The following is a 26086-nucleotide window of genomic DNA, read 5'->3' on the forward strand; positions in this document are numbered from 1 at the left end:
GTATAGTTCGCCCCTACCTAACCCTCGGTTACTGTAGCAATTATCTAGCAACTTCAGGCGCAGACAGCGTAACTCCCTCAGATTCAAGCAACGTACGAATCTCTTGAGCAAATGTAAGAGCATGCGCACCGTCACCGTGAATGCAAATCGTCTCTGCTTCAATGGGGACAAGTGTGCCCTCCGTTGACAGCACGATTCCCTCTTTCACCATGCGCAACACTTGAGCAAGGGCTTTTTCCGTCTGCTCGATGATCGCCCCGGGATGACTGCGCGGTGTTAGTGTCCCATCAGGTGTGTAGGTCCGATCCGCAAAAACTTCACTCACACTGCGCAGTCCAATGCGATCCGCTGCCTGTATCATTGCACTTCCGGCTAAGCCATATAGATACAGATCCGGTTGTACTTTATAAATGGCCTCGGCTATACCCTCAGCGAGCCGATCATCTTCAGCAGCCATGTTATACAAAGCCCCATGAGGTTTCACATGATGCATGCGTCCTCCGGTTGAGCGGACAAAAGCATCCAGCGCGCCAATTTGGTATACAACCATGTCATAGGCTTCCCGTGGTGTAATGTCCATACGTCTCCTACCAAAGCCTTGCAAATCCGGCAGACCGGGATGGGCACCGATCGCAACCTGATGCTCCAATGCTTGCTGTACCGTTTGCCGCATCGTTGCTGGGTCACCCGCATGAAATCCACAAGCGATATTGGCTGAAGTAATCAGCCGCAGAATCGCCACATCCGACTCCATTCGGTACACCCCGAAACCTTCACCCAGGTCACAATTGATATCCACCACCATGTTCATTGAAGGCCCCCCATTTCTGCCAATCTCCTGCGAACCAGCTGATCGGTCAGCTTCCAATTCAGCTCCTGTTCCAGGAATAGTTGCTGCGCTTCTTCATATGTAATCTCCTTAAAAGCAACTTTTGCCCCGGGCCGTGCCTGTGCCAATATGGGCAAATCCACGCGGGCCACCTGTGCGATTACAGGATAGCCTCCAATGGTCTGATGATCGGCCATCAATATAATAGGCTGACCGTCTGCTGGCACCTGTACCGTGCCATAGATTACGGCTTCAGACAACCGATCCATTGGCTGACCGAGTTCCAGCTTTGCACCTTCCAATCGATAACCCATCCGATCTGATTGGGGAGAGATCACATATCGTTCTTGATGGAATCGTTCAAGGCTATTTTTATTAAACGCTGCACTGTCCTTGCCCGGCATGACACAAATGACAGGATCAGCTTGGTAGGCGGGCCATTCCCTGCTAGACAAATACCAGGCAGGTGCATGCATCCGTCGGTTGTTCTTTTCAGCGCGCAGGCTCAGATTATGCAACGTCGCTTGCGCTTCGCGAGAAGCTTCCCCATTGGCAACCTGTCGCCCACCTGTAAGGCACGCCCTTTCAGCCCACCAATACCTGTTTTGAGATCCGTGCTTCGGCTGCCCATGACCTCAGGTACTGCGATTCCACCAGCAACCGCCATATAGGCCCGCAAGCCAGAGCGGCATCGACCAAATCTCAGCACGCTTCCAGCAAGAATCACGGTCGGACGCCATAGGGGAACAGGCAGGCCATCCACCGCTGCCGTCAGATCCGACCCACATAAAGAGATCAGCTGATTTTCATAGAAATGAAGCTCTGGTCCGGTCATTGTCATCTCCAGCACAGCTGCACCACGTGAATTTCCAACCAATACATTCGCTGCTCTGGCTGCAAAGGTATCCATAACCCCACCTGGATGTATCCCATACCGGCGAAATCCCGTTCTTCCTTCATCCTGCACGGTGGATAACAGACCTGAGCGAATGACCTCAATACTCATCGTTCGCCCTCCTTCTGTTCCAGATATTCCTGAAGTGATATTGACACAAAACGAACCCGATCACCCGCTGCAAGCAGGCTCGGGGATCTTCCGTAGGACGAAACAGCGCCAGCGGCGTTCGACCAATACATTGCCATCCGCCGGGAGTCGATACCGGATAAACTCCGGTTTGTTTGCCACCAATACCCACCGTTCCTGCTTCAACCCGAAGTCGAGGTGTGGGTCGTCTCGGCGTAGCAATCTTCTCCGATAATCCTCCCAGATAAGGAAAACCCGGTGCAAATCCAATCATGTGAACCAGGTAATCGCCAGATGTGTGAATAGCTATGACCTCATCTGGCGTAAGCCCATGTTCAGTAGCGACGTATTCCAGGTCGGGACCGAGTTCACCACCATAACATACCGGAATAATAACAGTTCTGTGGTGATCCTCCGCTGCTTCATCCATTGTATTCAAATGACGAATCAGTACCTTGCATACCTCGTGGTACGGAATGATCAACGGATCATAAAACAGCGTGACTGAGGCAAACGAAGGTAACCATTCGAAGACACCCGGTATAAGGCTCTTTTCCAGTAAAGCACATACCGACATCACCCTCCGGTGCACCGCTTCAGATATGGCATCCCCACAACGGATGATAACCCCTGTTTCGCCCAGAGGAGACAGCAAATCCTCAGTCCATGAATACGGCATTTCGGTCATGCCATCTCCCTCCTTGTACACAAGTTTATTATCCGTTGATCATTGTTTCTCCAAAGCCTGCAAAATAAGTGAACGGACAGCAGGAAAAGGCTCTGCGTCTTCCGTCCGTATCGCAAGATAGAGCGTCTGCAAAAAGACGCGCACATTCAGGCTCATTTGGCTGATTTCCAGAAGAGATTTCCCCTCCGTCATATCGTTTGGATTTAGTGAATCGATCCAAGACGAAATATCGTTTTGCTCCAGCAAATTGCGCCGAAGGATGGTGACCACTGCACGGGTAATCCGCTGATCCTCATCATGGATGTAAACTACACTTGATTCGGTGATTTTCACTGCGAGCGCATGCAAAAGTTCCCGCAAAGCGGCCTGCTCCATATAAGGCGACTGCGCAAGGTCTTCAACCGCATCTGCCGCGTGTGCCGGAGCGTGCGCCCAGCCCTTATCATCGGCATAGCCACGAACATCTTTTCACGCTCCAGATACGAAGTCAACCGCTGATGAATAAACTCTATATCTTCCTTTTCAGAAAAGACCGCAGACGATCTACACTCAGAATTGGAGGCAGGAGCAGCACAGAGAAGGTTCGGGTAAACACACTGTCCGTGCCTTGTTCTCCGATTCCATGAAAAAGGTGCTGATCATCCAGCGCCATTTGTAACAGCTTCCCGAGCTGTTCTTCCGAAAATACACCCTGTCCAATCCAGGTCGCAAATGTAACATAGATCAGTTCATCCCGCAGGACCGGGTCCGGACTGCCAATATGTTGCATCATATGCAACGCCAATTCGTAAGGCTGTTCCACTTCATGGATGGATAGATTAGCCGACTGAATATGCTGCAATTTTTGTTTTAATGCCAGAGCATCCATCTATCACAACTCCTTGGAGGAATCCAAATGCACGCTGCAATTGTATAGCCCACACTGCCAAGATTCCGCTTCCCAAGAAATCCGGGTGATCGACGTGTTGGACAGCTTTGCGCTCACATCAAGCTCAGGCACCAGACCTCGCAGAGTATTACGAAGAATGGCGCCATGACTGACAACGATCACTTTACCATTGGGATGCTGACGTACAATATCTTCTAACGCGGCACTACCTCGCACTGTGCCTGCATCCGCAAGCTCCCGGCCCAAATCGAGATTACTCCAATCGGCTCCCCAACGCGCTAGACGCTCAGCTTCGGTTGTACCTTCCACCTGTCCACCGCCCATCTCACGCAGCCTCGGGTCCAACTGAATCTCCTGAATTCCCAAGCGATCTCCGATGATGCGAGCCGTCTCACTTGCACGCTCCAGGTCACTTGCATAGATGGCATCCCATTTTTCCTCACTCAGTCTTGCGGCAAGCAATACTGCCTGTTCTCTTCCTTCCTGATCCAGCGGATTATCCGTTTGTCCCTGGGAACGTTTCTCTTTATTCCACGCCGTGCTTCCATGGCGAATCAATGCGATCTGTGTCATTGCTGTTCCTCACCTTTTTCTATACGTAATTCATCATCTGTAAAATGTTTTCGTGCCTTCGGTTTGGCAAATTTGCCACCATTATATTGACTAGAACCGTTTCTCGGAATGGAAAGACTGTTCCATGAGGTTTCTTTGAGCATTTTGGCTGCATAGATAATCTGTCCCACATGATAAGGATAGTGCGCCAATTGCCGGATGATTGCCTCCATAACGGTATGTCCTTCATTGCGAATATATATAATATGCGACAGTTGCTCCGGTGTAAAAGAACGAATGGCTCCAAGCAGACAGTTCCAGCCTTCCTCCCATTTGGCAAGCAGCTCTTCTCGGGTCGAGATATCATTCACGAATTCGGCATCTCGCTCACGCCACGGCTTCTCTCCATCAGTTGTCAGTACATCCGTCCAACGGGACAGCATATTGCCCCAGAGATGCTTCACAATAACCGCAATGCTGTTGGCATCTTCATTCCAGGATTGAAACAGCTGCTCAGACTCCAATTGCCCCATAGCCTTCTCCCCAAGCTGCTTGTAATACAGAAATTGCTTCTCGGCTGTATCCAGAAATACCTGATTCATGTCCACGCGTTCACAACCCTTCGCAACTTTATTCAGGAAAAGAAAACGTCCCGTCTTCATTCGGTTCAAAGGAAATAACTTTTCGTACAGCGTCCAAATTAAGTTCACCATAAATATGTGGAAATAGTTCATTCAACTCATACAGGTCCTCATACACCAGTTCCGGCTTCAAGTCCCTCTCATCAATACCAAGCAATAACAAATCCGTACGCCCTTGATAATATTGAGCCGCTACCCATGGAATCTGTTCTTTGGTGGAACAATGAATAAAACCGTCCGTCTCCAGGCTATCCGGTGCATACACGCTCTGCTTGGATACCTGCTCCCATACCGCTTGGGAAATAATACTGTAGATCATCGTTCCGCCTCCTTCAATTTCTTCTATGTATCCTGCACGTCATTGGATGTATTATAGATCATCCCGGATACGTGAGTACAATTTTTGATCTGTAAATATACCTTTGATCTTCAATTGTTTGCGCAGTAAACCTTCAACTGACATGCCCAGCTTCTCCATCACTCGTGCAGATCCGATATTGCCTGCATTACATTTCCCCTCCAGCCGATTGCAGTCCAATTCCTGAAAACAGTATTCAACAACTGGCTGCATCGCTTCTGCCGCGAGGCCCTTGCCCCAATAACTGCTGGCTATCGCGTATCCCAGTTCGGCACTCTGCATGGGTTCATTAAGGTGGAAAATACCGCCTCGACCGATCAGCTTCCCCGTTTCCTTCAGAATAAAGGCCCATATATAGACCGTTTTCTTCTCATAATTGTCCAACACTCTTTGAATATATTGAACGGAGTCATCCAACGTCTCATGGCAGTTCCACAAACTTTGCTGACTCACCCTCGGATCGGAGGCAAACATAAAATAATCATCGAGGTCGTTAAGCGTAAGACGTCTCAGTACCAACCGCTCTGTCTCAAACTCAGGTGATTCTGCAAAAAGCTTCTCAATATTCACGTAAGCCCCACTCCCCATTATCAAGCCTTCTTATTTCTCAGGAAATAACGATCAATCCCATATACACACAGAATGCCGACAGCATACCTCAGCAGATCCATTGCCAGAAATCCATGTCCCAAAATAAGCGCACCCAGCAACGTTGAACGCACTTCGTTCAGCCAAGGGGTCTGAATTATTTGTGAACATTCGATGGCCCAGCTGAACATCAGGCTAACTATCATCGCCCACTCTCTGCTGCGATTAATCCATAACATGCGTATCCCAAAATAGATCATCCCTGCCCACAAGGCGTCACCGAAATGCTCACGCACAAAACACGGCAAAAGTGCACCAAAATGCCTGGACGCCAACCCTGCCGCCATAGTTATGATCACTGCGGTCAAATAAATGAGCCTATCTTTGCTAAATACGGTCATCACGAATTAAATGCCCTCATCAAGAACTTTTAGAATAAATTCCGTTTTGGCAGTGGTATAAGCTTCTCTATCATCCTTATTCTCATCAGCAAGCTTCGCCTTCAGGGCTGCATATACCTCAACCAGATCCGGGCGTTGTCTCAGCACGTCCCGAAACTGGATTTGGCGATCCCAACGTAACTCTTCTGGGCGCATCATATGAAGATGTACAGCTCTCTTGCCATCTTTCACCCTGACCCAGAATCGTCTGTATTCCCGACCATCCAGTTCAGGGGGAACATAGTTCCAGCCGGCCGGTTTCAGCTGATTGGCAATCAAGTCCATATCATCCCATGACTGCACCTCTGCCATCAAATCAATAATGGGCTTGGCGGGCAAGCCCGGAATGGACGTGCTTCCGATATGTTCGAATCTATGAATATTGAATTGCTGTAACAGGTCTCTCAGCTGCTGGATTTCTTCCTGAGCCAGTAGGTCCCACATGGGATTCGCCTCAACAATCTCTATCGATTCTGTCGCCCACACAGGCCAATTTTCAGGTTGCAAGTGATTTGTCATTCAGATGCTCCCTCCTTTACAGGACTGAATTTAGATTTTTTTATACCTAAAAGGGGCGTATGTCTACGCCCCATCTGTTTCTATTCATGATGATGAAATGACCTCAATTGATTTGCTTGATTCGATGAAACTTTATTTTACCGTTACCGGTATCGTCACTTTTTTATTGCCCCATTTGGCTGTGATTGAAGTTTTGCCTTTACCTACAGCCACAATCTTGCCACCCGTTACTGTAGCTACACTTGGTTTGGTGCTGCTCCACACAGCACTGCTCGTTACAATCGTGGTTTTGCCTGTATCATACTGCGCCATCACACTCAGTGTTGTGCTTGCCTGCGGCGATAACACGAGTGTTTTCTGGCCTGTAATCAGCTTTTTGAGCAAAGGAACGACGGTAACCTCTGCCTTTATTGTCTGATTTTGATAAGTTCCTGTCAAGGTGGCTTGTCCTTCCGTCAGTGTTTTCACTGTACCATTTTTGACGGTTGCTACAGAATTGTTGGAAGAAGTCCACGTCACCTGTTTCGAAAGATTAATCGTTTTCCCATTGGCATATGTACCGATGACCTTCAACGCTTTGGATTTCTTAATATTCAGCTGCATGACAGCAGGTGTCACTTCAACTTTGGTGATCTCATCCGTGATGGCTACGGGAACTTTCACCGTCTCTGAGCCATATTTGCCTTGTAGCAGCACTCTGCCAGGCGTAATTCCTTTAATTTTCCCACTTTCCAGCACAGCGGAAGCACTGGATACCGTCCATACGATCTCGGACGTGACGTCTTCTTCCTTGCCATTTGCACGCACAATGCTTACCTTGGGAAGCGTACTTTCACTCCCTTTAACAAAATTATAGGAACTCGGGGAAGCTTTGATGCTTTTAATTTTATCCTGAACCTTAACCAGCAATTGTGCTTTGGCACCATTTACCTGTGCGTATACCGTTGCTTCTCCTGCTGCTACAGCCTTTACCTTGCCTTTTGTTATGGTAACAACCGCATCGTTACTCGTGGACCATGTGACTCCGCCTGTAACATCCTGTTTGTTATCAAATCCTTCAACAACCGCCATGACTTGAAGCGTAGTTGTCTGGGACACACTCATCTGCTGCGGACTGCTGTTGGTAATTTCAATGGACGTCACATCACCCGTGGCTGCCAGGGCAAGCGAAGGGGCCAGTACTGCCAATACTAAAATAAGGGCCAAGGTGCCTCGTATTGCTTTTTTGATTCCATTCATTGCAATCTTCATCTCCTGTAATCCAATATTTTACTTCTATTATATTATATCGGAAACACATTACATAAAAGTGAATAATTTTGGAGCAAAATCTCGGATATGAGGAACATTCGACATCTGTTCTCCGATGCAGCCCTCCTTATATTCCGAAATAAGCAGAGGCATTCTGCAAGTCATATGGAAGTGACTGAAGAATGCCTCACGGAGAGGACAGAAAAAACATGGAAAAGCGAAGCGTTCGCCTTTATAAACGTTTTGAGATAATCAGGATAGATACGATGAGCAAAAAGAACATTACCAGCAACAGTTCGGGAAATATTTTATTCATTTTCAGCCTTTTCCACCGAGGAAACTGTTGTATGAATAAGCTCCAGAACCTTGTCAACGGCGTTCTCCGTGCCGCTCGCCTTCATATGGTCTATCATACGCTCCCTCTCCTTATATACGAGGTCAATATCTCGCAGGAATGTCTGAGCAGTCAGCTCCTCCTCATGGAGAACCCTTGCATAACCCCGCTCCTGGAAATACTTCGCGTTCAGCGTCTGTCCAACACGAGATCCGCCATGGGCATGGGGAATGAGAAGCATCGGCTTCCGAAGTAATAGCCACTCATGGATCGCATTGGAGCCTGCACGTGACACAACCATATCTGCCATAGCCATTAAATCCGCAAGTTCTTCATGCACGTATTCGAATGACTTGTAGCCTGCAACCTGTGGGAAGCATGAGTTCAATTTACCTGTACCACATATATGAATGATTTGATAACGCTTGAGCAGCTCCGGCAGTGTTTCAAGTACCATACGATTGAGCCTTTCCGATCCCTGACTGCCACCCATAATCAACAGAATGGGTCGATCGGAGACAAATCTGCAAAAATGAATCCCCGCGCACGGCTGCCAAGCTTTAACTCCTCCCTGATTACAGGGCCTACGTACACCGTCTTTCCCGAAGCTTCCGCGGAGGCAAACGTTGTTGTATCCATAAACGTGGTACACATGATTTGAGCGTACCGCCGTGACAGCCTGTTGGCCAGACCTGGATGAAGATCCGGCTCCAGAATCAGAACAGGAACCCGGTTTAAGCTGGCACCTATTACAGCAGGAACAGCCACAAAGCCTCCTAACGAAAAGCAAACATGAGGTTTAATTCGCAAAATAAGTAGATAAGCCTGCAACAATCCGAGCATAATCTTGAACACATCGGAAACATTCGCCCACGCCCAATATCTTCTCAACTTGCCTGTCGCAACCGCATGATAATGAACAGCCGGAATTTTGCCGATTAATTGGCGCTCGATCCCATGCTTGGAACCGATATAATGAATCTCCCATCCCTCCTGGAGCAGTCTGGAGATTAGAATGAGATTGGCTGTCACATGACCGGCGGAGCCGCCTCCTGTAAATATGATCCTCCGCTTGAACACAGAAATCCCCCTCTCCACAGCATATCGCGTACCTCTGCCTTGGTCAGGATGACATCCTCCGAATGATATCCTCTGCCAGCAGAAGCAGATGCCCGACATCCCTCTTTTTCCACTAATTTGGATGAAGGGGAGGCAGTGACAACAAAGTAGGACTTGTCCTCTTCCACTTCACAAACGTTTTCCCAATCTGAAATTAGTGTCTCATACAGCCGTTCTCCCGGCCGGGCACCGATGAAATGGATCGGAGCATCCTTGTGCCCAGCATCCTCTGCCAAAACCTGTGCGATATCCGTTATTTTGCAGGATGGCATTTGAGGTACAATAATCTCGCCGCCCTCACATTGCTCCATCGCCGATAGGAGAATCTCCACGCCCTCTCCAAGGGGAAGAAAAAACGTGTCATTCTGGAATCGGTAACGCTGAGAGGCTGCTCTAACTCAAGCTGGCGTTTGAATAACGGGACTACGCTGCCCGTTGAGCCAAGAACGTTCCCACTTCGTACACATGCAAAGCTTGTAGCAGAGCGGGTGTCCGCTAATAATATCAACTTTTCCCCGATGGCCTTGGTCATGCCGTACATGCTTGAAGGATTCGCTGCCTTGTCTGTAGAGACATATACTACCTTCTGCACGCCATTCTCGATTGCAGCATCAATAACGTTCTGCGTTCCGATAATATTGGTTTTGACCGCACAATCCGGTTGGTCCTCGCAGACCGGAACATGTTTAAGTGCCGCCAGATGAAAGACATAATTTATATCCTTGCAGGCACCCGCCAGCTCCCATCGATCTCTGATATCCCCAGTACAAACTTTACTCTCGGGTCAGAGATGGCTTGCCTCATTTGAGCCTGAAGCGATTCATTTCGTGAAAAAATACGTATTTCTTTTGGCTCCTTAACGAGCAATTGTTTGACCAACTCTTCCCCCATGAGCCTGTGCCTCCCGTTATTAAAAAGGTTTTATTGAACATTGGATATCCCTCCATGAATTAAGTTCTGCTTTGGTGATAAGCCTATCCTAAGGCCATTGTGTTACATCAGTATGACGACAGGGAAACTAGTGGCTTCCCCAAGTTATCTGTGCACATTCAGGCCAGATCACACGAAAAAAACCACCATCTGCATGGCGGCATCCACAGTTAACGCTGTATTAAAGGTAAAGAAAAATAAAACATAACCTTTCCATCGGCTACTCCAAGACCATATTCAGCGTGGTGGTTCTCCAGAATCGTTTTGGCTATAGACAAGCCCAGTCCCGTTCCACTAAACTTTTTGCTGCGCGAGCTATCCATTACATAGAAGGGCTCCCAAACCTGATCCCACTGCTCGTGTTCTTTTTTATCCGTTTCATTGGCTATGCCAAAATGTGCCGCTTCCCCTTTTAGCTCAAGTGTAATGGTTATTCGGTCGCCACTTGTATATTTCACCGCGTTGGTCATCCAATTATGCAGAACAGACTCCAGCTTCCGTCGATCAGCCAGCACCCAGGTCTCGTCAGCCCAACGATCCTCCACTTCCACATGCAAATCATGCTGCTGAAATACGGTTTCATAGGTATGAAGGGTCTCCGTGAGCAGTTGGCGAAGATCAACAGGTTCAAAATCGTATACTTCGGCCTGCAGACGGGATAACTCCAACAGACGGTCAATTAATCCAGCCAGCTCCTCGCTCTGTTGCTGAATTACCCCAGCGTAGGTTCCATCATCCAGGCCATCCTGAATACCAGAGGCATAGACTCGAATCAGGGAGAGCGGTGTTTTCAATTCATGCGAGATATCCGAGATGAACGTTCGCAGATTGGCATTTTTTATTTCCAGTGAATGCTGCGCCTGCTGCAATTTGTCGCTCATCACATTGATACTGCGCCCTAAAGACTCAATCTCATCACCTGTCTTTATATCAACCTTCGTAAACGATAAATTGGAAATGGCCTCAGCCGTTTCACTTAGCTTCGCGAGCGGTTTAACGATCCGGGCGGTGTACAGCACGGACAGCAGAATGAGCAGCAGCAGCATACCGAGCCATATATACGCATTGAACTGATTAATAATTCGAATCGTCTCCGTTGAATGCGAGATGGATTCCCCAACTGCAAACACGGAATCCCCACCTTCACAAAGTTGACGAGGAAGCTTGATTTCAGCTTGGTCTGATCATAGAATTTATTAACCCGTGCACCCTCACGCAGCGCAGTGATACTCTCCTCTGTCAGCCAAAATTTACTAAGGGCAATCCCCTTACGGTTATATTGCCATAACAATTGATCGTTAATATCATTCACACTATCTTTCAACGAAGTATAAGCGATAGCGACCTCGTATTGCGTTTCAAGGCTCTCCATCCGTTGTATTGGAACGTCATGTCCTGAGGCAGAGATTTCAGTTGTTAAATTGGCCAGCTTCTGCTTTTTTTGGTACAAAAAATAGGTAGGCAGGAAAAAGGTATTGACGATAAAGGATAGGAAGAAGACCACACACAATGCACTGATAATACGCACGAGCAGCTTACGGGTCAGTTTACTCATCTTTATCCTCTAGGCAATAACCCATTCCCCGGTACGTTTTGATCGAATCTTCTCCAATTTTCTCACGCAGCCTGCGGATATGTGTGTCTACAGTACGCTCCTCGCCGAAGTAATCGAAACCCCACACCTGATCCAGCAAAATTTTACGAGTTACGATCTGACCTTTATTCATTCCCAGAACCTTCATTAATTCGAATTCCTTATGAGTGGCCCCTACATCCACTCCACGACGGTAGATCTTCTGGCCATCCAGATCGATGGTCAATTCTCCCACAATAATCTTGGAGGAAAGTTGCAGCAGCCTCTTAACACGCAGAAGCAGGATACGCGAATCAAAAGGCTTGCGCAGATAATCATCCGCCCCGGCTTTCAAGGCAACAAATTCATCATCCGATTCCCCTTTGGCTGTCAGCAGCAGTACCTTCGCCCGGCTCGTACGCTTGATTTCCCGACACACCTCGATACCGCTGCGACCTGGCATCATCCAATCCAAAACCGCCAAATCGACCTGGTTATTATAAAAGAGATCCAAGGCTGTTTCCCCATCCTCGGCCAAAAACACCTGAAATCCCTCTTTAACGAAATAGGCTTTCAAGATTTGCAGCATCAGCGGCTCATCATCCGCAAGTAGCAGATTCATATCTGCGCCTCCTTTCCAAACTGGATTCTACTATACAATCTGTACGTTACAGCTGTGTGACATACCCGGCTTGTTTGCCATTTCCAACGATTCTGTACTGCAGAACCCCATAACATAAAAGTGCAGCCTACTCTACTAGTCCTAAAACCACAGGCAAACAAAAAGGAACCCCGGAATAGAGTTCCTTTTGTTTCTCAACACAGCCTGTAATCCGTTTAATTCTCTTTCTCCTGATGTGGCAAAATCAAATATTCGGCACCGCCCATATAGGGCTGAAGAGCGGCTGGGATGCGAATGCTTCCATCCGCCTGCTGATGATTTTCCAACAATGGAATCAGGATGCGTGGCGAAGCGACAGCTGTATTGTTCAACGTATGGCAGTATGCAAGCTTGCCTTCGGCATCACGACAGCGAATATTCGAGCGCCGAGCCTGGAAGTCATGCAGATTCGAAGACGAATGTGTCTCTCCGAATGCATTGCGGCTTGGCATCCAAGTTTCAATATCGTACTGTTTGTACGTTTTCTGCGACATATCGCCTGTACACACAGCCACCACACGATAAGGCAGTTCCAGCAATTGCAGTAATTCCTCGGCGTGTCCCGTAATTTCCTGCAGCATTCGCTCCGATTCTTCTGCATCCGGTGCACAGAGAATGACCTGTTCCACTTTGGCAAATTGGTGCACTCGGTACAGCCCTTTTACATCCCGGCCACCCGAGCCGACCTCACTGCGGAAACACGTCGATACGGCAGCCAGCTTGATTGGCTTCTCCACATCTACAATCTCATCTGCATAATACGAGACCAGCGGCACTTCCGATGTTCCCACCAGCCACTTGTTCTCGCCTTGCAATTCATATACCTGATCCCGTCCTGTGGGGAAGAACCCTGTGTTCAAGAGCGTGTTCTCCCTCACCATCAACGGGACCTCCATTGGCGTAAATCCATGCTTCAGCAGCAGATCAAGCGCAAGTTGCTGTACAGCCCGGTGCAGGAGCAATCCTGCTCCTTTCAGTACATAGCTTCGTGTTCCACCGATTTTCACTCCACGTGGGATGTCGATTAGATCATGCCGTTCACCCAGTTCCACATGATCTTTAGCCTCATAATCGAACACCGGCAGCTCACCCACACGTCTTAGCTCCACATTATCCTCGTCCGATGCGCCCATTGGTGTATCCGGCGATACGACGTTGGGAACCAACCACTGAAGCCTTGTCACTTCCTCCTGCACAACAGTAAGCTTGGCCTCAACCTGCTCCAACTGATCATTCAGCTGTCGCACCCGAGCCTTTAAATCCTCGGCTTGTTCACGTTCACCGGCTTGCATCAGTCTGCCGATATCCGCAGATAACGAATTACGTAATCTACGGCTCTCTTCCGTTTCCTGTAAAAGTGCTCTGCGCTCTTCGTCCCGTTTCAACAATTCACGAATACTGATATTGATTCTCTTGCCGTCTGCCGCAGCTTGCACCTCTTCTGCATGCTCCCGAATCCACTTCATTTCCAACATGGTCACCGTCTCCTTTGGCTGTAAAAATACAAAGAGCGCCCTCATCCCTTGGGACGAGGAGCGCTCTGCTCGCGGTGCCACCCAACTTGCCAAATCAGAATATGCTGATTCAGCCTCTTGGTCCGCGATAACGGGCGGTTCCGGTTAACTTGGGGATTGGTTCGCTCCCCTGGCGAAAACGCCTCCGAGTTGGATGCTCTTCAACGGCATGGTCCGATCTGTAATTGTTGTTTTTCAGTATATACGAACTTTAGCCTCCATTGCAAGTTATCCGTGCACACCCTTACATGTCCTGTTATGATAGAGATTGTTTGTTTTTAGGAAATGCTCCTGAATGGCAGACTTACTACATAAACATAATCTTTAGAAGGAGTTTTCTTCATGAAAAAATTACTTTGGATTGGATGCTTGTCCTATTTCCTTATCGGCCTCGCCCATGTGGTTCTTGGCTCCATCCTGCCCGTTGCACTCGAACATTATGGGAAGGATTACAGTCAGGGAGGCACACTGATATTTGCCCAATTTGCTGGGTTCCTGGGTGGTGTACTGTTATCTCCGTGGTTGAATAATCGCTTTGGCAAACGAGGCGGTCTATTAATTGCCGCGGCGCTGCTCTGCATTGCAGAGTTATCCTATATGCTGCTGCCTCCTTGGGGCTGGATGTTCGTCATTGCCCCAGCAGCCGGATTCGGATTCGGCATGATCGAAGCTGTTATCGGCACAATCATCATTGCTGCAATTAAAGACAATACAGCGGTTGCCATGAGCCGACTCGAAGTGTTATTTGGTATCGGGGCCATGGTAATGCCGCTCATTGCCAGCGGACTGATCTCTGCCGGATACTGGCGTATGTCATTTCTGGTGGTTGCCGTCTGTGCAGCGATGACCTTTATCTTCTGGGCCAAAAGTTCATTCGGTGAGCTGGACAGCGAGTTGAGTCGACGTAGCTCGGGCCAGACTTCTGGACACGCTCCAGCAGCTGAATCGCCAGATGGAACGAACCCTCCAGACATGAAGCCAACCCATTCAACCTATCAAGGCCGTAATTTGGCTCTTCTGTCTTTATTTGTTCTATTTTTCTTTCTTTATGTCGGCACCGAGATGAGCCTGGCCAACTTCATGCCAGCCATTCTGATTGAGAAAATGAACATGAAGGAAGCAGGTGCCGCGCTGAGTGTTACCTGCTTCTGGATTGCCATGTCTGTTGGACGACTGTTTGCCGGATATATTGCGGAGAGATTCCAATATCGCGTCTACGTGCTGTACAGTTGTCTGGCAGCAGTTGTACTGCTGATGATCTTTCCGTTCACCAACCAGATCTGGTCTGCATTTCTGATCATTCTGTTACTCGGCCTTGCACTGTCGGGTGTGTTCTCCATTGCCCTTGTCTTCGCGAGCAAGATGCTGCCTGGAACAGAGGAGTCGACGCCCAGCATCTTGATTGCATCAGGTGGGGTAGGCGGTGCCATTCTGCCTTTGGTTACAGGCTGGAGTCTGGATCATCTGGAGGTGAACCAGTCCGCATGGATGCTTGCCATATTTGCAGTCGGCCTGCTCATGATCAGCGTAATCGCCTATCAATGGCAGCGGCGATATGCTGCAATCTCATCCTAGATCACCGATTACAACAATTCTGATTCAAGCAATATTCAGTTCATCACACGTCTAAAATATAACCGAAGCCGCTGCGCCGTATCCTGTACTCCTGCTTGAATATGGGAGTCCATGATACGGCTTCCTATTGCCTTTTATCGTAAAGTCTTCACTAGTGCTGCCACTTCCTCGTTCCCATATCCATCCTTTATCGCCCTGCTGAACATACGCTCGGCAAATACAGGGAAATCGTTGTTCATTCCAGCTTCACTGGCCTGTTGGAGCAATAATTCAATGGTGACCATGCACGTATGAAGAGAGGTTTGCGGTTGATCGAACTGTGCACGATGGATGACTTCGCCCTCATACTTCATCACATCTCCGATCATGGGTGATATGCTTGCTATCAGTTGGCCCAGGTGATCGACATCCAAACCATCGGACTCCATAATTCGTGCTGCATGGAAGAAACCGATATAGGCTGCAAACAGATAAGCGAGAAACGCCAGATCTGTTGTAGAAGCAGCACTGACCTTTTCACCGAGAAAAGGGGCATATCCTGCCAAACGCTCAATCATATCTTCATTCTCATCATAAGCAGCCTTCGAACCGGAGAAAAATATCGCCGCTTCCGGATTCCCGATCTGTGAAGGTGATGCAGCTATGGCTCCATCCAGATAGTTGGCTCCCAAACCAAGCATCCAAGCTCCAAAATCCCTTGCCTGCTGCGGACTTCCTGTACTTAACTGCAGCACAGTCCGTCCTGAAAGGGCCGCCCGAGCGTCCTCATGGTCCAGTACTTCCCGAGATGCTGCATAGTCCGATACACAGACGATGGACGTCTTGCTGGCACGAATAGCTTCACCCACCGTTGGCACGTAACGCGCCCCTTTTGCAACCAGAGTCTCTGCTTTGTGAGGGGAACGATTCCATGTATGAACCTGATACCCCTTTTCCAGCAAAACCGTTGCCATTGCGCTCCCCATGGATCCCAGTCCAATGATCGTCACTTCTTTCATGCTGTTTTTTCTCCTTTCTGTACTGGCATCAGATGACGCATCACCATATCATTGGGATCCACCATGGAGGTAAATTCTCTGAATTCCATTGTAGAAGGCAACAGCTTCAGTGCCGCTGCGGCGGACTGCATATCCTGCCAATAGATCAAGTCGGTCCAGCTAACCCCATCTTCCGTGCATAACAAACTCCGACGTACAAAACCGGGAATCTGACGCACCAAGCACTGCTCCAGTTCTTCTGCAGCTGTGATAAATTGTACGGGATCTGTTCCTTCCTTCAATCTGAACATAACCAGTTCAAGCACCTCATCCGGGTGATTTACCAGTTCTACCATCTGTTCTGTCCCCTGTTTCATCTTCTCCATCTCTTATCCATCCCTCTCGTTGTTCAGTTCGGCGCAAACTCCAATAAGCTTGACTACATGGCTTAGTATACGAAATAATAGTGCCAACTCATGGCACTAATTATCGGGATCATTAAAATATATTCAGGAGTTGTAACTACCTATGAACAAAGCACAACGACTTGTCCAGCTCATCATGCTGGTAAACGAACGCCAAACCTTTACCATTCAGGAGCTCGCAGATGAATGTGGTGTATCCCGCCGGACGATGATTCGCGATCTGATGGAGTTAAGCGAACTTGGTGTGCCGCTGTATTCGCAGCCTGGGCCTGGTGGAGGTTATCGTGTACTGCGCGACAAGGTTCTTCCGCCCATCCAGTTTACCCAACATGAAGCGACCGCATTATTCCTTGCAGGCCAATCATTAAAGAACTATCGCCATCTGCCGTTTGAAAATGAGGTAAATAGTGCACTGCACAAATTCTATCATTATTTGCCGAATGAGCTTAAACGGAAGATCGATCATATGCAGCAAAAGCTCGTCTTCTGGATTCCACCACATCAACTGGAGCTGCCCCATTTGAGAGGATTACTGGATGCCGCGCTGGAGCAGCGACCCGTACAGATTACATACGAGGCCGCACAGCGCAAGGAGAGGACGATTCATCCGATTGGAATTTATACTATGAACGGATTATGGTACTGTCAGGCTTATTGTGAATTGGCTCAGGGTGATCGCGTGTTCCGGGTAGACCGGGTTCAGGAACTCGATGTTCTCCCGCAACAGCATGTGGATCATAGTAAATTAATCAAGGTAGAGAATATCAGACCCTGGATCATGAGGATGGATGAGACAGATACGCTTGAGCTTAAAGTGACATTAACCCCTGAAGGTGTCAGGCGCTGTCAATCCGAATTATGGCTGTCTTCTTCGATTGATACCCACGAGGATGGTTCAGGGGTTATTCGGCGCTCTATCAGCTCTTCTTACATGTCGTGGGCTGTCCACTTCTTCTTGGGGCTTGGTGCTGAAGCCAACGTCTACGAACCTGCGGAATTAAGAAGCCTCATTCAGCAGAAACTCCAGCAATTGATTGAACTTTACAGGAAGTAATAATTGCACATCGTTGAAACAGTACAAACAACATGAATCCAACCAGTATAAAAAAACAGCCCCTTCATTGTGAACTGCACCTTCCACGCTTGGATGTTGTCTAACCATATAGAGTTCAAATCACTGCAGGGCTGTTTTACATTTAATTGAAGCTGGAGGTAATTACCCAGGAAATACTTATTTACGTGCTAAAAATCGGAGCTAACCTTACTTTCTACTTCATTTACCTACATTAGAAGGAACCACATTTCCTTTACCCTTGATGAATCTAAATACATATCGCACGAGTGGTCCCAGAATAATAAGTTGGTAAGGGAGCGCCAGACTAAAATTTCGAGCGATCGTATGAAGATACGTACTCCATATCGAAGCCCCGCTTAGCTGATTTTCAAGAGATGCCGAGATCATTCCGTATATGGACATCATCAGTACCATCCCAATAACCATGAAAAATGACATAGCGAGAATGCCCAAGATCTTGTTGGACTTGTCAAAGGGTAAAGAAAATGCAATTTTCCTCGCCACTGGTCCGACAATGAAGGACTCCACCAGGAATGCAATGATGAAGCACAATACGAATTGGAACAGTATTTCAAGCGGGGACATCTTGCCGAGTAACCCACTGTGCCATAGATTGAAGAACATCATGACCACGACCATCCCTGTACACATCATCAATCCGAAAATAATATGTTCTTTCTTTGTTGTTGGCAATTCTCTCATCCTCTCTGTTTACTTTGACAATTATAAAGATCCGGGATACACCCACATAAGTGAACATTCTGTGAACTCTACAACCATTGGAAAGCATCTCTTTAGAATCTTTATCATACAGGGAATGTATCTTTCCTATTTGACAACCCCGTAGTCCAGCCCTATGATATTCCTTAAAATGGCAGAATGATTCATCTACTACAAGGAGGATTTTGGATATGAGTTTTCAAAAGCGCATTGACCACGTCGGCATCGCCGTTCGTGATCTGGAGACCACACTCCGCTTCTATACGGAGATTGTTGGTCTTGAATTGAAAGACCGGGTAACCCATACCAACGGCGTCATTCAGCTCGCCTTTCTCGGCTTCAACGGAAGCAACGAGACCGAGATTGAGTTGATTCAGGGATACAGTGACAAGCTGCCTGCCGAAGGAACGGTGCACCATTTTGCCATCCATGTCGATGATCTTGAATCCGAATACAAGCGCATTAAGGCAACCGAGGCCGAATTTATTGATGGAGAGATCATTACACTGCCCAACGGTTACCGTTATTTCTTCATCTATGGACCGGAAAAGGAATGGATTGAGTTCTTCCAGCGCTAAGAATTGGAGCTGATTTGATGAACATTTTAATTACCGGAGCAGCCGGAAAAATTGGACGCGACTTATCTCAACATTTATCAGAGGCATTTCACCTGCGACTTACGGATCTGAATATCGACAGACTGCATACGTATTCTGGGACAGGCCATGAGATCATGGCACTGGATGTGACGGATGCCAAAGCTTGTCAGCAAGCTTGTGAAGGTATGGAAGTGGTTGTACATCTGGCGGGAGCCCCTCCCCGTATGCCGGCTTCTATGAATCCTTATTGGACATCAATATCAAAGGTACATTTAATGTATTCCGTGCGGCCAAGGATCAAGGCGTACGAAGAGTCATCCTGGCAAGCAGTGCACAGACGATCGAAGGGTATCCCATTGATGCCCAGATCTATCCGGACATGCCAACACGCCCACGGAATTTGTACGGGGTTAGTAAATGTTTTGGTGAATCGCTCGCCTCCTATTTTGCTTATACCGAGGGGTTACAAAGTGTTGCAATACGTATTGGGGCATATGATGATTTCCAACCGGATGGGCCGCCGCTGGAGGCTCGTGATATGAGCGCGTATATTAGTCCGGCTGACTTGTGTGATCTGGTGTTCAAATCGATTATAGCTACAGATCTGGAGCCCTTTACCATACTGCATGGGATCTCGAATAATCGGTTTAAACGCTTGAATCTGGAAACCACGCAGAAACAGGTGGGGTATGACCCGAAATCCGATGCTTTTGCACTCAGCCAGATTTCCTTATATGATTCGCCACGATTCGTCCCTCCATCCAGTTCCTGACTGGACATGCAACGGCCTCTGGCCTATAATTACACCTAGTAATGCCCGTAACTTCATAGTTTCCCAGGGGAGTCGGAATAGGCCGGCTGAGAGTGTATCCCACCAAGATACTGACCCTTAGACCTGATCTGGATCATGCCAGCGTAGGAATCGGAGTATATCGAATTGGCCCAGCCCAGCCTCTTTGCTGAGTGCCACATCTCTAACGCCTGCACGCGTCCCGGATTAACGGGGCGCTTTTTTAATGTTCTTTTTATAGCCAGAGAGCTAAAAAAAGTGACGTCATCCGGATCATAGCTGGTATAAATCTGTCGATTTATGCAAGAAGCTTGGATATGAAGCCAAGGAGCACCCGCGCCACTGGCCGGACAATATGAAGGAGAGAAATGAAGATGAGATGGCGTAAAATGATGGGATTGCTGCTCTTGTGTGTGCTGCTGGTAACTGTGGCCGCATGCGGCAGCAAAGAAGCTGCACCTTCAGGAGAGAACAGCGGAAGCAACACCGAAAACAGCAGTGAGGGTGACAATGCAGCCCTCAAGGATATTAAAGTGGTACTGGACTGGACACCAAATACGAATCATACCGGCCTGTATGCGGCCGTAGATCAAGGTTTTTATAAAACTGAAGGCTTAAATGTGGAGATTGTTCAGCCAGGTACCGGAGGCGCGGATACCATGGTTGCTTCGAACGAAGTGCCTTTTGGCGTAAGTTATCAGGAGAGTGTGACCCAGGCCCGCACACAGGGCGTACCGCTCGTGTCCATCGCTGCAGTTATTCAGCATAATACATCCGGATTTGCTGCTCCGGTAGATCGGAACATCAAGTCTCCCAAAGATTTCGAAGGCAAAACCTATGGTGGCTGGGGCTCCCCGGTAGAAGAAGCCGTAATGCAGTCCATTATGGAAGGCGAAGGTGCGGATGTATCCAAAGTGAAAAATATTAACATGGGCGATGCAGACTTTTTCACAGCTGTGAAACGCGATATCGATTTTGCCTGGATTTTCTACGCGTGGACGGGCATTGAAGCCGAACTTCGCGGCGAGCCGATCGACATGCTGTATGTGAAGGATTATTCCGAAGCCCTGGATTACTACACACCTGTGCTTGTGACGAATGAACAGACGATTCAGAATGATCCCGAGCTGGTTAAAGCGTTCTTGAAAGCGACTTCCGAAGGATATCAATACGCGATTGAACATCCCGAAGAAGCTGCCAACATTCTGATCAAGGCCGTACCGGATCTGGACAAGGATCTTGTACTCGCGAGCCAGAAATGGCTGAGTCCAAAATATCAGGATGACGCACCACGCTGGGGTGAGCAGAAGCAGGAAGTATGGCAGAACTACACGGATTGGATGTTTAGCAAAAAACTGCTCGATGAGCAGGTAGATGTGTCCAAAGCGTATACAAACGAGTTCTTACCCCAATAAAAATTGTTTAAGTTTAACTTTTTTTACACCAGAACGAAGAGTGCAGAACCCATCTGAAGAAGCGAAGCGGTCGCCTAAAAGCTTTCTTAAAGAAAGCTCCTTCGGAAGCATATGCTATCCCCGGATTTTCCCCATGGGGAAAATGGAATCAAAAAATCCGGGGATAACAGCGATCGGAAGAGGGTACTGCAATCGGAGTGGTAAAGTGTAAAGCTGGTTCAACTCATGCAATTTAACCCGAAAGGAAAAGTGATGTTTCATGGCAAGCACACTACTGAGCATTCAAGTCATTCCCAAAACGCCCAATGGCGAAAATTCCTATCCTTACGTTGATCGTGCCATTGAAGTTATTCAGCAGTCAGGCTTGAAATATCAGGTTAATCCACTCGATACCACGATGGAGGGAGAACTGGAGGAGCTGCTGGAGGTTGTCCGCAAAATGCATGAAGTTCTTGTGGAAGCCGGCAGCCCCAGCATCATCTCACAGATCAAGATCGCCCATAGCCCGAGCGGCTTCAGCATGGACACCCTGACGGAGAAATATCGCTAATGCATGCCTATTGGAAAAGCGTATGGCCGCCCTTCGTGGCGGTTATTCTCTTTATAGCGGTATGGCAGGGAGCTGTCTCCCTGTTTCATATCGAGAAATGGATGCTGCCTGCGCCTTCTGACATCGCCCATGAAGCGGCCTCTCAGGCCGAGCGACTTGGCATGCACGCATGGGCAACCATCCAACTGACATTGATCGGGTTTGCAGCAGGTACACTTACGGGATTACTGATTGCGATGGTGCTGCATCTGATTCCATTTTTGAAATCTGCACTCTATCCATTACTTATTCTTAGTCAAAATATACCGACCATCGCGCTCGCTCCGCTCTTGCTGATCTGGTTCGGATTTGGGCTGCTGCCCAAACTGATTACCATCATTCTGGTCTGCTTCTTCCCGGTGGCTGTAGCTGCCATGGACGGGTTGACCCGCACCGATGCGGCGATGATGAACTATATGCGCATGGCTGGCGCAAAACGCGGCTCAATTTTCTGGAAGCTTGAGCTTCCACATGCGCTGCCCTCGGTGTTCTCAGGGATCAAAATTGCCGCTACGTACAGCGTCATGGGTGCGATCATCGCGGAATGGATTGGAGCAGATAAGGGCATCGGGTATTATATGATGCTGCAAAAATCGGCCTATCGGACGGACCGTCTGTTCGTAGCAATCATGATTATTGTGGCACTGAGTCTGCTGCTCTTCCTGCTCATTGCACTACTGGAGAAGCTGCTCGTTCGCTGGCGACCGCAGAAGCGATAATTTTGAAATATGCCCTATATAAAGGTTAGGAAGTGATGACGAGATGACACCCGAACACAACGAGCGGGCAGCTGCTTCGCCGGATGCGCGTACAACAACTCCAACGGGTAGCAGAGGTCCTGAACATGAAGCCGTGACCTTAACTGCTAAACATTCATCGCCAGCGTTGGAAGTTCAGAATGTGCATGCCTCGTTCCGCGAGCGGCGTAGCACATTACCCGTTCTGGATAGCTTGTCCCTGAACGTGGAACAAGGAGAATTCGTAGCCATCGTCGGCCCCTCCGGCTGCGGCAAAAGCACCCTTTTCCACATCATCGGCGGTTTGCTGAAACCACAGGAGGGCCAAATTCTGATGAATGGTCAGGATGTTACCGGACAGCGCGGCAAGATCAGTTATATGCCGCAGCAGCCTGCCCTCTTCCCGTGGCGTACCATTGAAGACAATGTGCTGCTTGCTGGCGAGGTGTCTGCGGACACACCGCCACGATCCGAAGCGCTTGCCAATGCCCGGAAGTGGTTGGGCAGTGTCGGACTGGCCGGATTCGAACGAGCCTATCCGCATATGTTATCGGGCGGCATGCAGCAGCGGGTTGCATTTCTGCGCGCCCTGCTCAGTCCACAGGAGCTGATGCTGCTGGACGAACCATTCAGCGCGCTGGATGCACTGACCCGCAGCGACATGCAGCGCTGGCTGCTCGATATCTGGGAACAGAATCGCCGCTCGGTGCTGTTCATTACGCATAATATCGAGGAAGCCTTGCTGCTTGCTGATCGCATCTATGTTTTATCGAACCGGCCTGCAGCCGTACTGCACGAGGTCGATGTTCCCTTTGAACGTCCACGGCGCGAAGCGATCACGGAGGAACCTGCTTTTCTTGAGCGTAAGCGGCAAATTTCCCAGTGGATGAGAGAAGAACAACAGAAGACCCGCCTATCCAAATAGTGCGGGTTTTTAAGTTATTATTTTCCTGAAATGGGTGATCCAGAGAGACTACGCTGCGTAACATTGGTAAAAGACAAAAAGGAGGAGTTTATCCATGCACTCAACCGCTTTTGCACCCTTGATCGATGCACATCTTCACTTGGACAAATATACACCTGAAGAACAACGCGAGATGCTGCATTCCTTCTCATCCCACCAAGTTGAAGCCGTCATCGCCGTCTCCATGAATCTGGCATCTGCCCAAGCCAACCTGGAACTAGCTTCACAATACCCTCGTGCCGTATATCCAGCCTTTGGTTTCCACCCTGAACAGGCCCTGCCGTCCCTGGCAGAGCTGGATCTGTTCTTCCACTGGATCGAAAAGTATATCGGACAAGCTATAGCGATTGGGGAAGTTGGATTGCCTTATTACAACCGACAGGAAGCCGAACAATCCGGACAACTCTTTGATCAGAGCGGCTATATCGATCTGTTGGAGCGATTTATCCAGCTGGCGAAGCGGCACAGTAAACCGATTGTACTGCACGCTGTATACGAGGATGCCGATATCGCCTGTGACCTGCTGGAGCAATATCAGCATCGCCGCGCTCATTTTCACTGGTTCAAAGGTTCCAAGCGGACCGTCCAGCGAATGGCTGACAACGGACACTTCGTCTCATTCACACCCGATATCATCTATGAAGAGGAAATTCGCGAACTGGCCCGCCAGTATCCTTCGGAGCAAGTTATGGCAGAGACCGATGGACCTTGGCCTTTCGAGGGGCCTTTTCAGGGAAGAATGACACACCCTGCCATGACCAGACAAGTGATTCAGGCCTGGAGCGAAGTGACCGGTATGGGCACAGAGCGGGCTGCGCGCCTCTTTTATCAGAATACGAAACGCTTCTACGGTCTTCCTTAGACGCTATTCATAAGCACCAAAAAGAAGTCAGCTGGCATCCGCCGTACTGACTTCTTTGGAATTCACTTTTTAACGCTTCAGGAACCCTTTACCTTCGAGAAAAGGCTTCATCTGTAGACGTACCGGCTCTGTGAGACGTTTCGCCATCATTTCGGACCATGGTGTCGAACGTTCCCCTTGGGTGCGCTCCTTCATGTATGCAGCGGTCGTTTCATCATAGCTCTCGACGCCTTTGAGGGTCTGCTCAGCGTTATAGTGGCCATGGTGTAAGACGGCATCCAGCGGTAGACGCGGACGAATGCCCGTCTCCTGATCCGCAACACCAATGCACATGCCATAGACCGGATAGACACCTTCAGGCAAGCCTAACACTTCGTTGACTTCTTCAATGCGGTTACGCAGCCCGCCAATATAGACAATACCGAAACCTAACGACTCTGCCGCAAGCGCCGCATTTTGTGAAGCAAGCGCAACATCAATTGTCGCTACCATAAAGTTCTCAGTGGAGTCCTCATAGGATTCCTTCTCCGGCAAGTGACGTTTAGCAGCATCACTCAGACGATAAAGATCAGCACACCACACAAGAAACACAGGACATTCGTTGACGTAAGACTGATTACCCGCCAATTCAGCCAATTTGGCCTTCTGCTCCTGTTCGGTAACAGCAATTACAGTATAAGCCTGTACACTACTTGAAGAGGAAGCCATCTGCCCGGCTGCCACGATTGCTGCCAGCTGTTCCTCGCTTACCGGGTCTGGCTTGAATTTCCGTACAGAGCGGTGTTTCATCATCAATTCAATGGTTTCGTTCATTGCCATTCACTCCCAATCCTCGTAGTACGAATTCAATGGTTTGCTCGGCCAGCTCATCTGTATTCATGTGCTGATAGTCAAAGCTAAACCGTGAATTCTTGGCCCGTTTGTGCGCCAAAGCCACACCCATGACCTGAAGCATCGCATAAGACACGGACTCTATTTGGAACACGCCCTGCTCCTTGCCTTCACGAAGCAGTTCCCTCACTCTGGTCCAGACGGGGTCCAGAAAGCGAAACACGGTATGTGTGCGATGAGTACGAAGCGTAATTTCCAGCTGTACAATATCGCTCATCTCCCGGTCCGTCATCGTGAACTTTACGACTTCACCTATGATTCGTCGGATACCTTCCACAGGCGAGGACATGGACTCTGCAGCCAACTCGTTCATCATATGATCAGGAAAAAAGTGCTCAAATAATGCTTCGAACACCTTTTCTTTGCCGCCAAAATGATACGAGACCAGCGACACATTCGCACCCGCCTCATCACAGATTTGACGAACACTTGTCCCATCATACCCCTGCTGTGCAAAAAGTTTCTTGGCTGCAAGCAGAATCCTCGTCTTGATATCCAATTCCGGTTCCGTCATTCGTTCCGCTCCTCTTGTCCGTTCTATTCATATGCTCCAGCTC

31 protein-coding genes, 4 pseudogenes and 1 riboswitch are annotated in these 26086 nt (G+C 48.7%); of the genes and pseudogenes, 9 read left to right on the forward strand and 26 right to left on the reverse strand.

Annotated elements, in window-relative coordinates:
* Positions 1–40: 40 nt before the first annotated feature.
* The 21 genes and pseudogenes from ACTWJ7_RS33235 to serS form a co-directional block, all read right to left on the reverse strand.
* A complete protein-coding gene (locus tag ACTWJ7_RS33235; protein ID WP_301881955.1) occupies positions 41–811 on the reverse strand; it encodes a LamB/YcsF family protein in 771 nt (256 codons plus the stop codon).
* Complete coding sequence (locus ACTWJ7_RS33240; RefSeq protein WP_443146280.1) at positions 808–1347, reverse strand: hypothetical protein; 540 nt, start codon at positions 1345–1347, stop codon at positions 808–810. The genes ACTWJ7_RS33235 and ACTWJ7_RS33240 overlap by 4 nt, the downstream gene beginning before the upstream one ends.
* Positions 1335–1835 carry a biotin-dependent carboxyltransferase family protein gene (locus ACTWJ7_RS33245; RefSeq protein ID WP_443146281.1) on the reverse strand — a complete coding sequence of 167 codons (501 nt, stop codon included), beginning with the start codon at positions 1833–1835 and terminating at the stop codon, positions 1335–1337. The genes ACTWJ7_RS33240 and ACTWJ7_RS33245 overlap by 13 nt, the downstream gene beginning before the upstream one ends.
* Positions 1832–2541, reverse strand: a pseudogene (pxpB, locus tag ACTWJ7_RS33250) (5-oxoprolinase subunit PxpB). The gene ACTWJ7_RS33245 and the pseudogene pxpB overlap by 4 nt, the downstream one beginning before the upstream one ends.
* A gap of 39 nt (positions 2542–2580) precedes the next feature.
* Positions 2581–2997 (reverse strand): annotated as a pseudogene (locus ACTWJ7_RS33255) (DUF2785 domain-containing protein); the annotation flags it as partial.
* A gap of 52 nt (positions 2998–3049) precedes the next feature.
* Positions 3050–3409 carry a DUF2785 domain-containing protein gene (locus ACTWJ7_RS33260; RefSeq protein ID WP_443146282.1) on the reverse strand — a complete coding sequence of 120 codons (360 nt, stop codon included), beginning with the start codon at positions 3407–3409 and terminating at the stop codon, positions 3050–3052.
* 3 nt (positions 3410–3412) lie between these two features.
* A complete protein-coding gene (locus tag ACTWJ7_RS33265) occupies positions 3413–4003 on the reverse strand; it encodes a histidine phosphatase family protein (RefSeq protein WP_079348727.1) in 591 nt (196 codons plus the stop codon).
* Positions 4000–4590: a DUF1572 family protein gene (locus tag ACTWJ7_RS33270; protein ID WP_143805471.1), complete on the reverse strand. Its 591-nt coding sequence runs from the start codon at positions 4588–4590 to the stop codon at positions 4000–4002. The genes ACTWJ7_RS33265 and ACTWJ7_RS33270 overlap by 4 nt, the downstream gene beginning before the upstream one ends.
* A gap of 22 nt (positions 4591–4612) precedes the next feature.
* On the reverse strand, positions 4613–4942 hold the full coding sequence (locus ACTWJ7_RS33275; protein ID WP_079348726.1) for a DUF952 domain-containing protein: 330 nt from the start codon (positions 4940–4942) through the stop codon (positions 4613–4615).
* A gap of 51 nt (positions 4943–4993) precedes the next feature.
* Positions 4994–5551 (reverse strand): GNAT family N-acetyltransferase, encoded by a 558-nt coding sequence (locus ACTWJ7_RS33280; RefSeq protein WP_301881965.1) that lies wholly within the window; start codon positions 5549–5551, stop codon positions 4994–4996.
* A 20-nt stretch (positions 5552–5571) separates the two neighbouring features.
* Complete coding sequence (locus tag ACTWJ7_RS33285) at positions 5572–5970, reverse strand: ribosomal maturation YjgA family protein (protein WP_301882115.1); 399 nt, start codon at positions 5968–5970, stop codon at positions 5572–5574.
* A 6-nt stretch (positions 5971–5976) separates the two neighbouring features.
* Positions 5977–6528, reverse strand: a complete 552-nt coding sequence (locus tag ACTWJ7_RS33290) for a GrpB family protein (protein WP_301881968.1) — start codon at positions 6526–6528, stop codon at positions 5977–5979.
* 132 nt (positions 6529–6660) lie between these two features.
* Complete coding sequence (locus ACTWJ7_RS33295; protein ID WP_079348722.1) at positions 6661–7767, reverse strand: Ig-like domain-containing protein; 1107 nt, start codon at positions 7765–7767, stop codon at positions 6661–6663.
* A gap of 320 nt (positions 7768–8087) precedes the next feature.
* The gene (locus tag ACTWJ7_RS33300) at positions 8088–8570 is read right to left on the reverse strand and encodes a glycosyltransferase (protein WP_443146283.1); all 483 of its coding nucleotides are present in this window, start codon (positions 8568–8570) and stop codon (positions 8088–8090) included.
* Positions 8571–8608: 38 nt separating this feature from the next.
* Positions 8609–9193: a glycosyltransferase gene (locus ACTWJ7_RS33305; RefSeq protein ID WP_443146284.1), complete on the reverse strand. Its 585-nt coding sequence runs from the start codon at positions 9191–9193 to the stop codon at positions 8609–8611.
* Positions 9142–9989 (reverse strand): annotated as a pseudogene (locus tag ACTWJ7_RS33310) (polysaccharide biosynthesis protein). The gene ACTWJ7_RS33305 and the pseudogene ACTWJ7_RS33310 overlap by 52 nt, the downstream one beginning before the upstream one ends.
* Positions 9947–10123 (reverse strand): polysaccharide biosynthesis protein, encoded by a 177-nt coding sequence (locus ACTWJ7_RS33315; protein ID WP_443146285.1) that lies wholly within the window; start codon positions 10121–10123, stop codon positions 9947–9949. Before ACTWJ7_RS33315 ends, ACTWJ7_RS33310 begins: the two are co-directional and overlap by 43 nt.
* A gap of 209 nt (positions 10124–10332) precedes the next feature.
* Positions 10333–11208, reverse strand: coding sequence for a HAMP domain-containing sensor histidine kinase (locus tag ACTWJ7_RS33320; protein WP_443146451.1), 876 nt, complete (start codon positions 11206–11208; stop codon positions 10333–10335).
* Positions 11139–11717: a hypothetical protein gene (locus tag ACTWJ7_RS33325; protein WP_443146286.1), complete on the reverse strand. Its 579-nt coding sequence runs from the start codon at positions 11715–11717 to the stop codon at positions 11139–11141. Before ACTWJ7_RS33325 ends, ACTWJ7_RS33320 begins: the two co-directional genes overlap by 70 nt.
* Positions 11710–12357 (reverse strand): response regulator transcription factor, encoded by a 648-nt coding sequence (locus ACTWJ7_RS33330; RefSeq protein WP_079348718.1) that lies wholly within the window; start codon positions 12355–12357, stop codon positions 11710–11712. Before ACTWJ7_RS33330 ends, ACTWJ7_RS33325 begins: the two co-directional genes overlap by 8 nt.
* Before the next feature lie 215 nt (positions 12358–12572).
* Positions 12573–13871: a serine--tRNA ligase gene (gene serS / locus ACTWJ7_RS33335; protein ID WP_301881976.1), complete on the reverse strand. Its 1299-nt coding sequence runs from the start codon at positions 13869–13871 to the stop codon at positions 12573–12575.
* Positions 13872–14252: 381 nt separating this feature from the next.
* Between serS and ACTWJ7_RS33340 the strand changes: the two genes are divergently transcribed.
* Positions 14253–15485 carry an MFS transporter gene (locus tag ACTWJ7_RS33340; RefSeq protein ID WP_079348715.1) on the forward strand — a complete coding sequence of 411 codons (1233 nt, stop codon included), beginning with the start codon at positions 14253–14255 and terminating at the stop codon, positions 15483–15485.
* A gap of 134 nt (positions 15486–15619) precedes the next feature.
* Here ACTWJ7_RS33340 and ACTWJ7_RS33345 read toward each other — a convergent pair whose 3' ends face one another.
* Both ACTWJ7_RS33345 and ACTWJ7_RS33350 read right to left on the reverse strand, forming a co-directional pair.
* Positions 15620–16483 carry an NAD(P)-dependent oxidoreductase gene (locus ACTWJ7_RS33345; protein WP_079348713.1) on the reverse strand — a complete coding sequence of 288 codons (864 nt, stop codon included), beginning with the start codon at positions 16481–16483 and terminating at the stop codon, positions 15620–15622.
* Positions 16480–16848, reverse strand: a complete 369-nt coding sequence (locus ACTWJ7_RS33350) for a hypothetical protein (RefSeq protein ID WP_301881977.1) — start codon at positions 16846–16848, stop codon at positions 16480–16482. The genes ACTWJ7_RS33345 and ACTWJ7_RS33350 overlap by 4 nt, the downstream gene beginning before the upstream one ends.
* 142 nt (positions 16849–16990) lie before the next feature.
* On the opposite strand from ACTWJ7_RS33350, the gene ACTWJ7_RS33355 reads away from it, so the two are divergent.
* Positions 16991–17941, forward strand: coding sequence for a helix-turn-helix transcriptional regulator (locus ACTWJ7_RS33355; RefSeq protein ID WP_079348710.1), 951 nt, complete (start codon positions 16991–16993; stop codon positions 17939–17941).
* A 219-nt stretch (positions 17942–18160) separates the two neighbouring features.
* Here the strand turns inward: ACTWJ7_RS33355 and ACTWJ7_RS33360 are convergent, their stop codons facing one another.
* Positions 18161–18655 (reverse strand): hypothetical protein, encoded by a 495-nt coding sequence (locus tag ACTWJ7_RS33360; protein WP_079348708.1) that lies wholly within the window; start codon positions 18653–18655, stop codon positions 18161–18163.
* Positions 18656–18873: 218 nt separating this feature from the next.
* On the opposite strand from ACTWJ7_RS33360, the gene ACTWJ7_RS33365 reads away from it, so the two are divergent.
* From ACTWJ7_RS33365 to ACTWJ7_RS33395, 7 genes and pseudogenes are all read left to right on the forward strand, one after another.
* Positions 18874–19260, forward strand: a complete 387-nt coding sequence (locus tag ACTWJ7_RS33365; RefSeq protein WP_079348705.1) for a VOC family protein — start codon at positions 18874–18876, stop codon at positions 19258–19260.
* 17 nt (positions 19261–19277) lie between these two features.
* Positions 19278–20053: pseudogene (locus ACTWJ7_RS33370) on the forward strand (NAD-dependent epimerase/dehydratase family protein).
* A gap of 55 nt (positions 20054–20108) precedes the next feature.
* A riboswitch (TPP riboswitch) is annotated at positions 20109–20221 on the forward strand.
* 224 nt (positions 20222–20445) lie between these two features.
* Positions 20446–21486 (forward strand): ABC transporter substrate-binding protein, encoded by a 1041-nt coding sequence (locus tag ACTWJ7_RS33375; protein WP_301881983.1) that lies wholly within the window; start codon positions 20446–20448, stop codon positions 21484–21486.
* Positions 21487–21745: 259 nt separating this feature from the next.
* Positions 21746–22036 (forward strand): thiamine-binding protein, encoded by a 291-nt coding sequence (locus ACTWJ7_RS33380; protein ID WP_024632265.1) that lies wholly within the window; start codon positions 21746–21748, stop codon positions 22034–22036.
* Positions 22036–22794, forward strand: coding sequence for an ABC transporter permease (locus tag ACTWJ7_RS33385; RefSeq protein ID WP_079348698.1), 759 nt, complete (start codon positions 22036–22038; stop codon positions 22792–22794). Before ACTWJ7_RS33380 ends, ACTWJ7_RS33385 begins: the two co-directional genes overlap by 1 nt.
* A gap of 43 nt (positions 22795–22837) precedes the next feature.
* A complete protein-coding gene (locus ACTWJ7_RS33390) occupies positions 22838–23737 on the forward strand; it encodes an ABC transporter ATP-binding protein (protein WP_301881986.1) in 900 nt (299 codons plus the stop codon).
* Between the two features lie 94 nt (positions 23738–23831).
* The gene (locus ACTWJ7_RS33395; RefSeq protein ID WP_301881989.1) at positions 23832–24638 is read left to right on the forward strand and encodes a TatD family hydrolase; all 807 of its coding nucleotides are present in this window, start codon (positions 23832–23834) and stop codon (positions 24636–24638) included.
* 69 nt (positions 24639–24707) lie between these two features.
* Here the strand turns inward: ACTWJ7_RS33395 and nfsA are convergent, their stop codons facing one another.
* The gene (nfsA, locus tag ACTWJ7_RS33400) at positions 24708–25451 is read right to left on the reverse strand and encodes an oxygen-insensitive NADPH nitroreductase (protein WP_301881990.1); all 744 of its coding nucleotides are present in this window, start codon (positions 25449–25451) and stop codon (positions 24708–24710) included.
* The gene (locus tag ACTWJ7_RS33405) at positions 25435–26043 is read right to left on the reverse strand and encodes a TetR family transcriptional regulator (RefSeq protein WP_079348679.1); all 609 of its coding nucleotides are present in this window, start codon (positions 26041–26043) and stop codon (positions 25435–25437) included. Before ACTWJ7_RS33405 ends, nfsA begins: the two co-directional genes overlap by 17 nt.
* Positions 26044–26086 lie beyond the last annotated feature (43 nt).

The sequence above is a fragment of the Paenibacillus sp. 1A_MP2 genome (assembly GCF_052244825.1).
Lineage (GTDB): Bacteria > Bacillota > Bacilli > Paenibacillales > Paenibacillaceae > Paenibacillus > Paenibacillus vandeheii.

Coding starts and splice junctions, on each gene's coding strand:
- ACTWJ7_RS33235 (WP_301881955.1), bottom strand. CDS start 811: ATGAACATGGTGGTGGATATCAATTGTGACCTGGGTGAAGGTTTCGGG.
- ACTWJ7_RS33245 (WP_443146281.1), bottom strand. CDS start 1,835: ATGAGTATTGAGGTCATTCGCTCAGGTCTGTTATCCACCGTGCAGGAT.
- ACTWJ7_RS33260 (WP_443146282.1), bottom strand. CDS start 3,409: ATGGATGCTCTGGCATTAAAACAAAAATTGCAGCATATTCAGTCGGCT.
- ACTWJ7_RS33265 (WP_079348727.1), bottom strand. CDS start 4,003: ATGACACAGATCGCATTGATTCGCCATGGAAGCACGGCGTGGAATAAA.
- ACTWJ7_RS33275 (WP_079348726.1), bottom strand. CDS start 4,942: ATGATCTACAGTATTATTTCCCAAGCGGTATGGGAGCAGGTATCCAAG.
- ACTWJ7_RS33285 (WP_301882115.1), bottom strand. CDS start 5,970: ATGACCGTATTTAGCAAAGATAGGCTCATTTATTTGACCGCAGTGATC.
- ACTWJ7_RS33290 (WP_301881968.1), bottom strand. CDS start 6,528: ATGACAAATCACTTGCAACCTGAAAATTGGCCTGTGTGGGCGACAGAA.
- ACTWJ7_RS33295 (WP_079348722.1), bottom strand. CDS start 7,767: ATGAATGGAATCAAAAAAGCAATACGAGGCACCTTGGCCCTTATTTTA.
- ACTWJ7_RS33300 (WP_443146283.1), bottom strand. CDS start 8,570: ATGGTACTTGAAACACTGCCGGAGCTGCTCAAGCGTTATCAAATCATT.
- ACTWJ7_RS33315 (WP_443146285.1), bottom strand. CDS start 10,123: ATGGGGGAAGAGTTGGTCAAACAATTGCTCGTTAAGGAGCCAAAAGAA.
- ACTWJ7_RS33320 (WP_443146451.1), bottom strand. CDS start 11,208: ATGCTGCTGCTGCTCATTCTGCTGTCCGTGCTGTACACCGCCCGGATC.
- ACTWJ7_RS33325 (WP_443146286.1), bottom strand. CDS start 11,717: ATGAGTAAACTGACCCGTAAGCTGCTCGTGCGTATTATCAGTGCATTG.
- ACTWJ7_RS33330 (WP_079348718.1), bottom strand. CDS start 12,357: ATGAATCTGCTACTTGCGGATGATGAGCCGCTGATGCTGCAAATCTTG.
- serS (WP_301881976.1), bottom strand. CDS start 13,871: ATGTTGGAAATGAAGTGGATTCGGGAGCATGCAGAAGAGGTGCAAGCT.
- ACTWJ7_RS33340 (WP_079348715.1), top strand. CDS start 14,253: ATGAAAAAATTACTTTGGATTGGATGCTTGTCCTATTTCCTTATCGGC.
- ACTWJ7_RS33345 (WP_079348713.1), bottom strand. CDS start 16,483: ATGAAAGAAGTGACGATCATTGGACTGGGATCCATGGGGAGCGCAATG.
- ACTWJ7_RS33350 (WP_301881977.1), bottom strand. CDS start 16,848: ATGGAGAAGATGAAACAGGGGACAGAACAGATGGTAGAACTGGTAAAT.
- ACTWJ7_RS33355 (WP_079348710.1), top strand. CDS start 16,991: ATGAACAAAGCACAACGACTTGTCCAGCTCATCATGCTGGTAAACGAA.
- ACTWJ7_RS33365 (WP_079348705.1), top strand. CDS start 18,874: ATGAGTTTTCAAAAGCGCATTGACCACGTCGGCATCGCCGTTCGTGAT.
- ACTWJ7_RS33375 (WP_301881983.1), top strand. CDS start 20,446: ATGAGATGGCGTAAAATGATGGGATTGCTGCTCTTGTGTGTGCTGCTG.
- ACTWJ7_RS33380 (WP_024632265.1), top strand. CDS start 21,746: ATGGCAAGCACACTACTGAGCATTCAAGTCATTCCCAAAACGCCCAAT.
- ACTWJ7_RS33385 (WP_079348698.1), top strand. CDS start 22,036: ATGCATGCCTATTGGAAAAGCGTATGGCCGCCCTTCGTGGCGGTTATT.
- ACTWJ7_RS33390 (WP_301881986.1), top strand. CDS start 22,838: ATGACACCCGAACACAACGAGCGGGCAGCTGCTTCGCCGGATGCGCGT.
- ACTWJ7_RS33395 (WP_301881989.1), top strand. CDS start 23,832: ATGCACTCAACCGCTTTTGCACCCTTGATCGATGCACATCTTCACTTG.
- nfsA (WP_301881990.1), bottom strand. CDS start 25,451: ATGAACGAAACCATTGAATTGATGATGAAACACCGCTCTGTACGGAAA.
- ACTWJ7_RS33405 (WP_079348679.1), bottom strand. CDS start 26,043: ATGACGGAACCGGAATTGGATATCAAGACGAGGATTCTGCTTGCAGCC.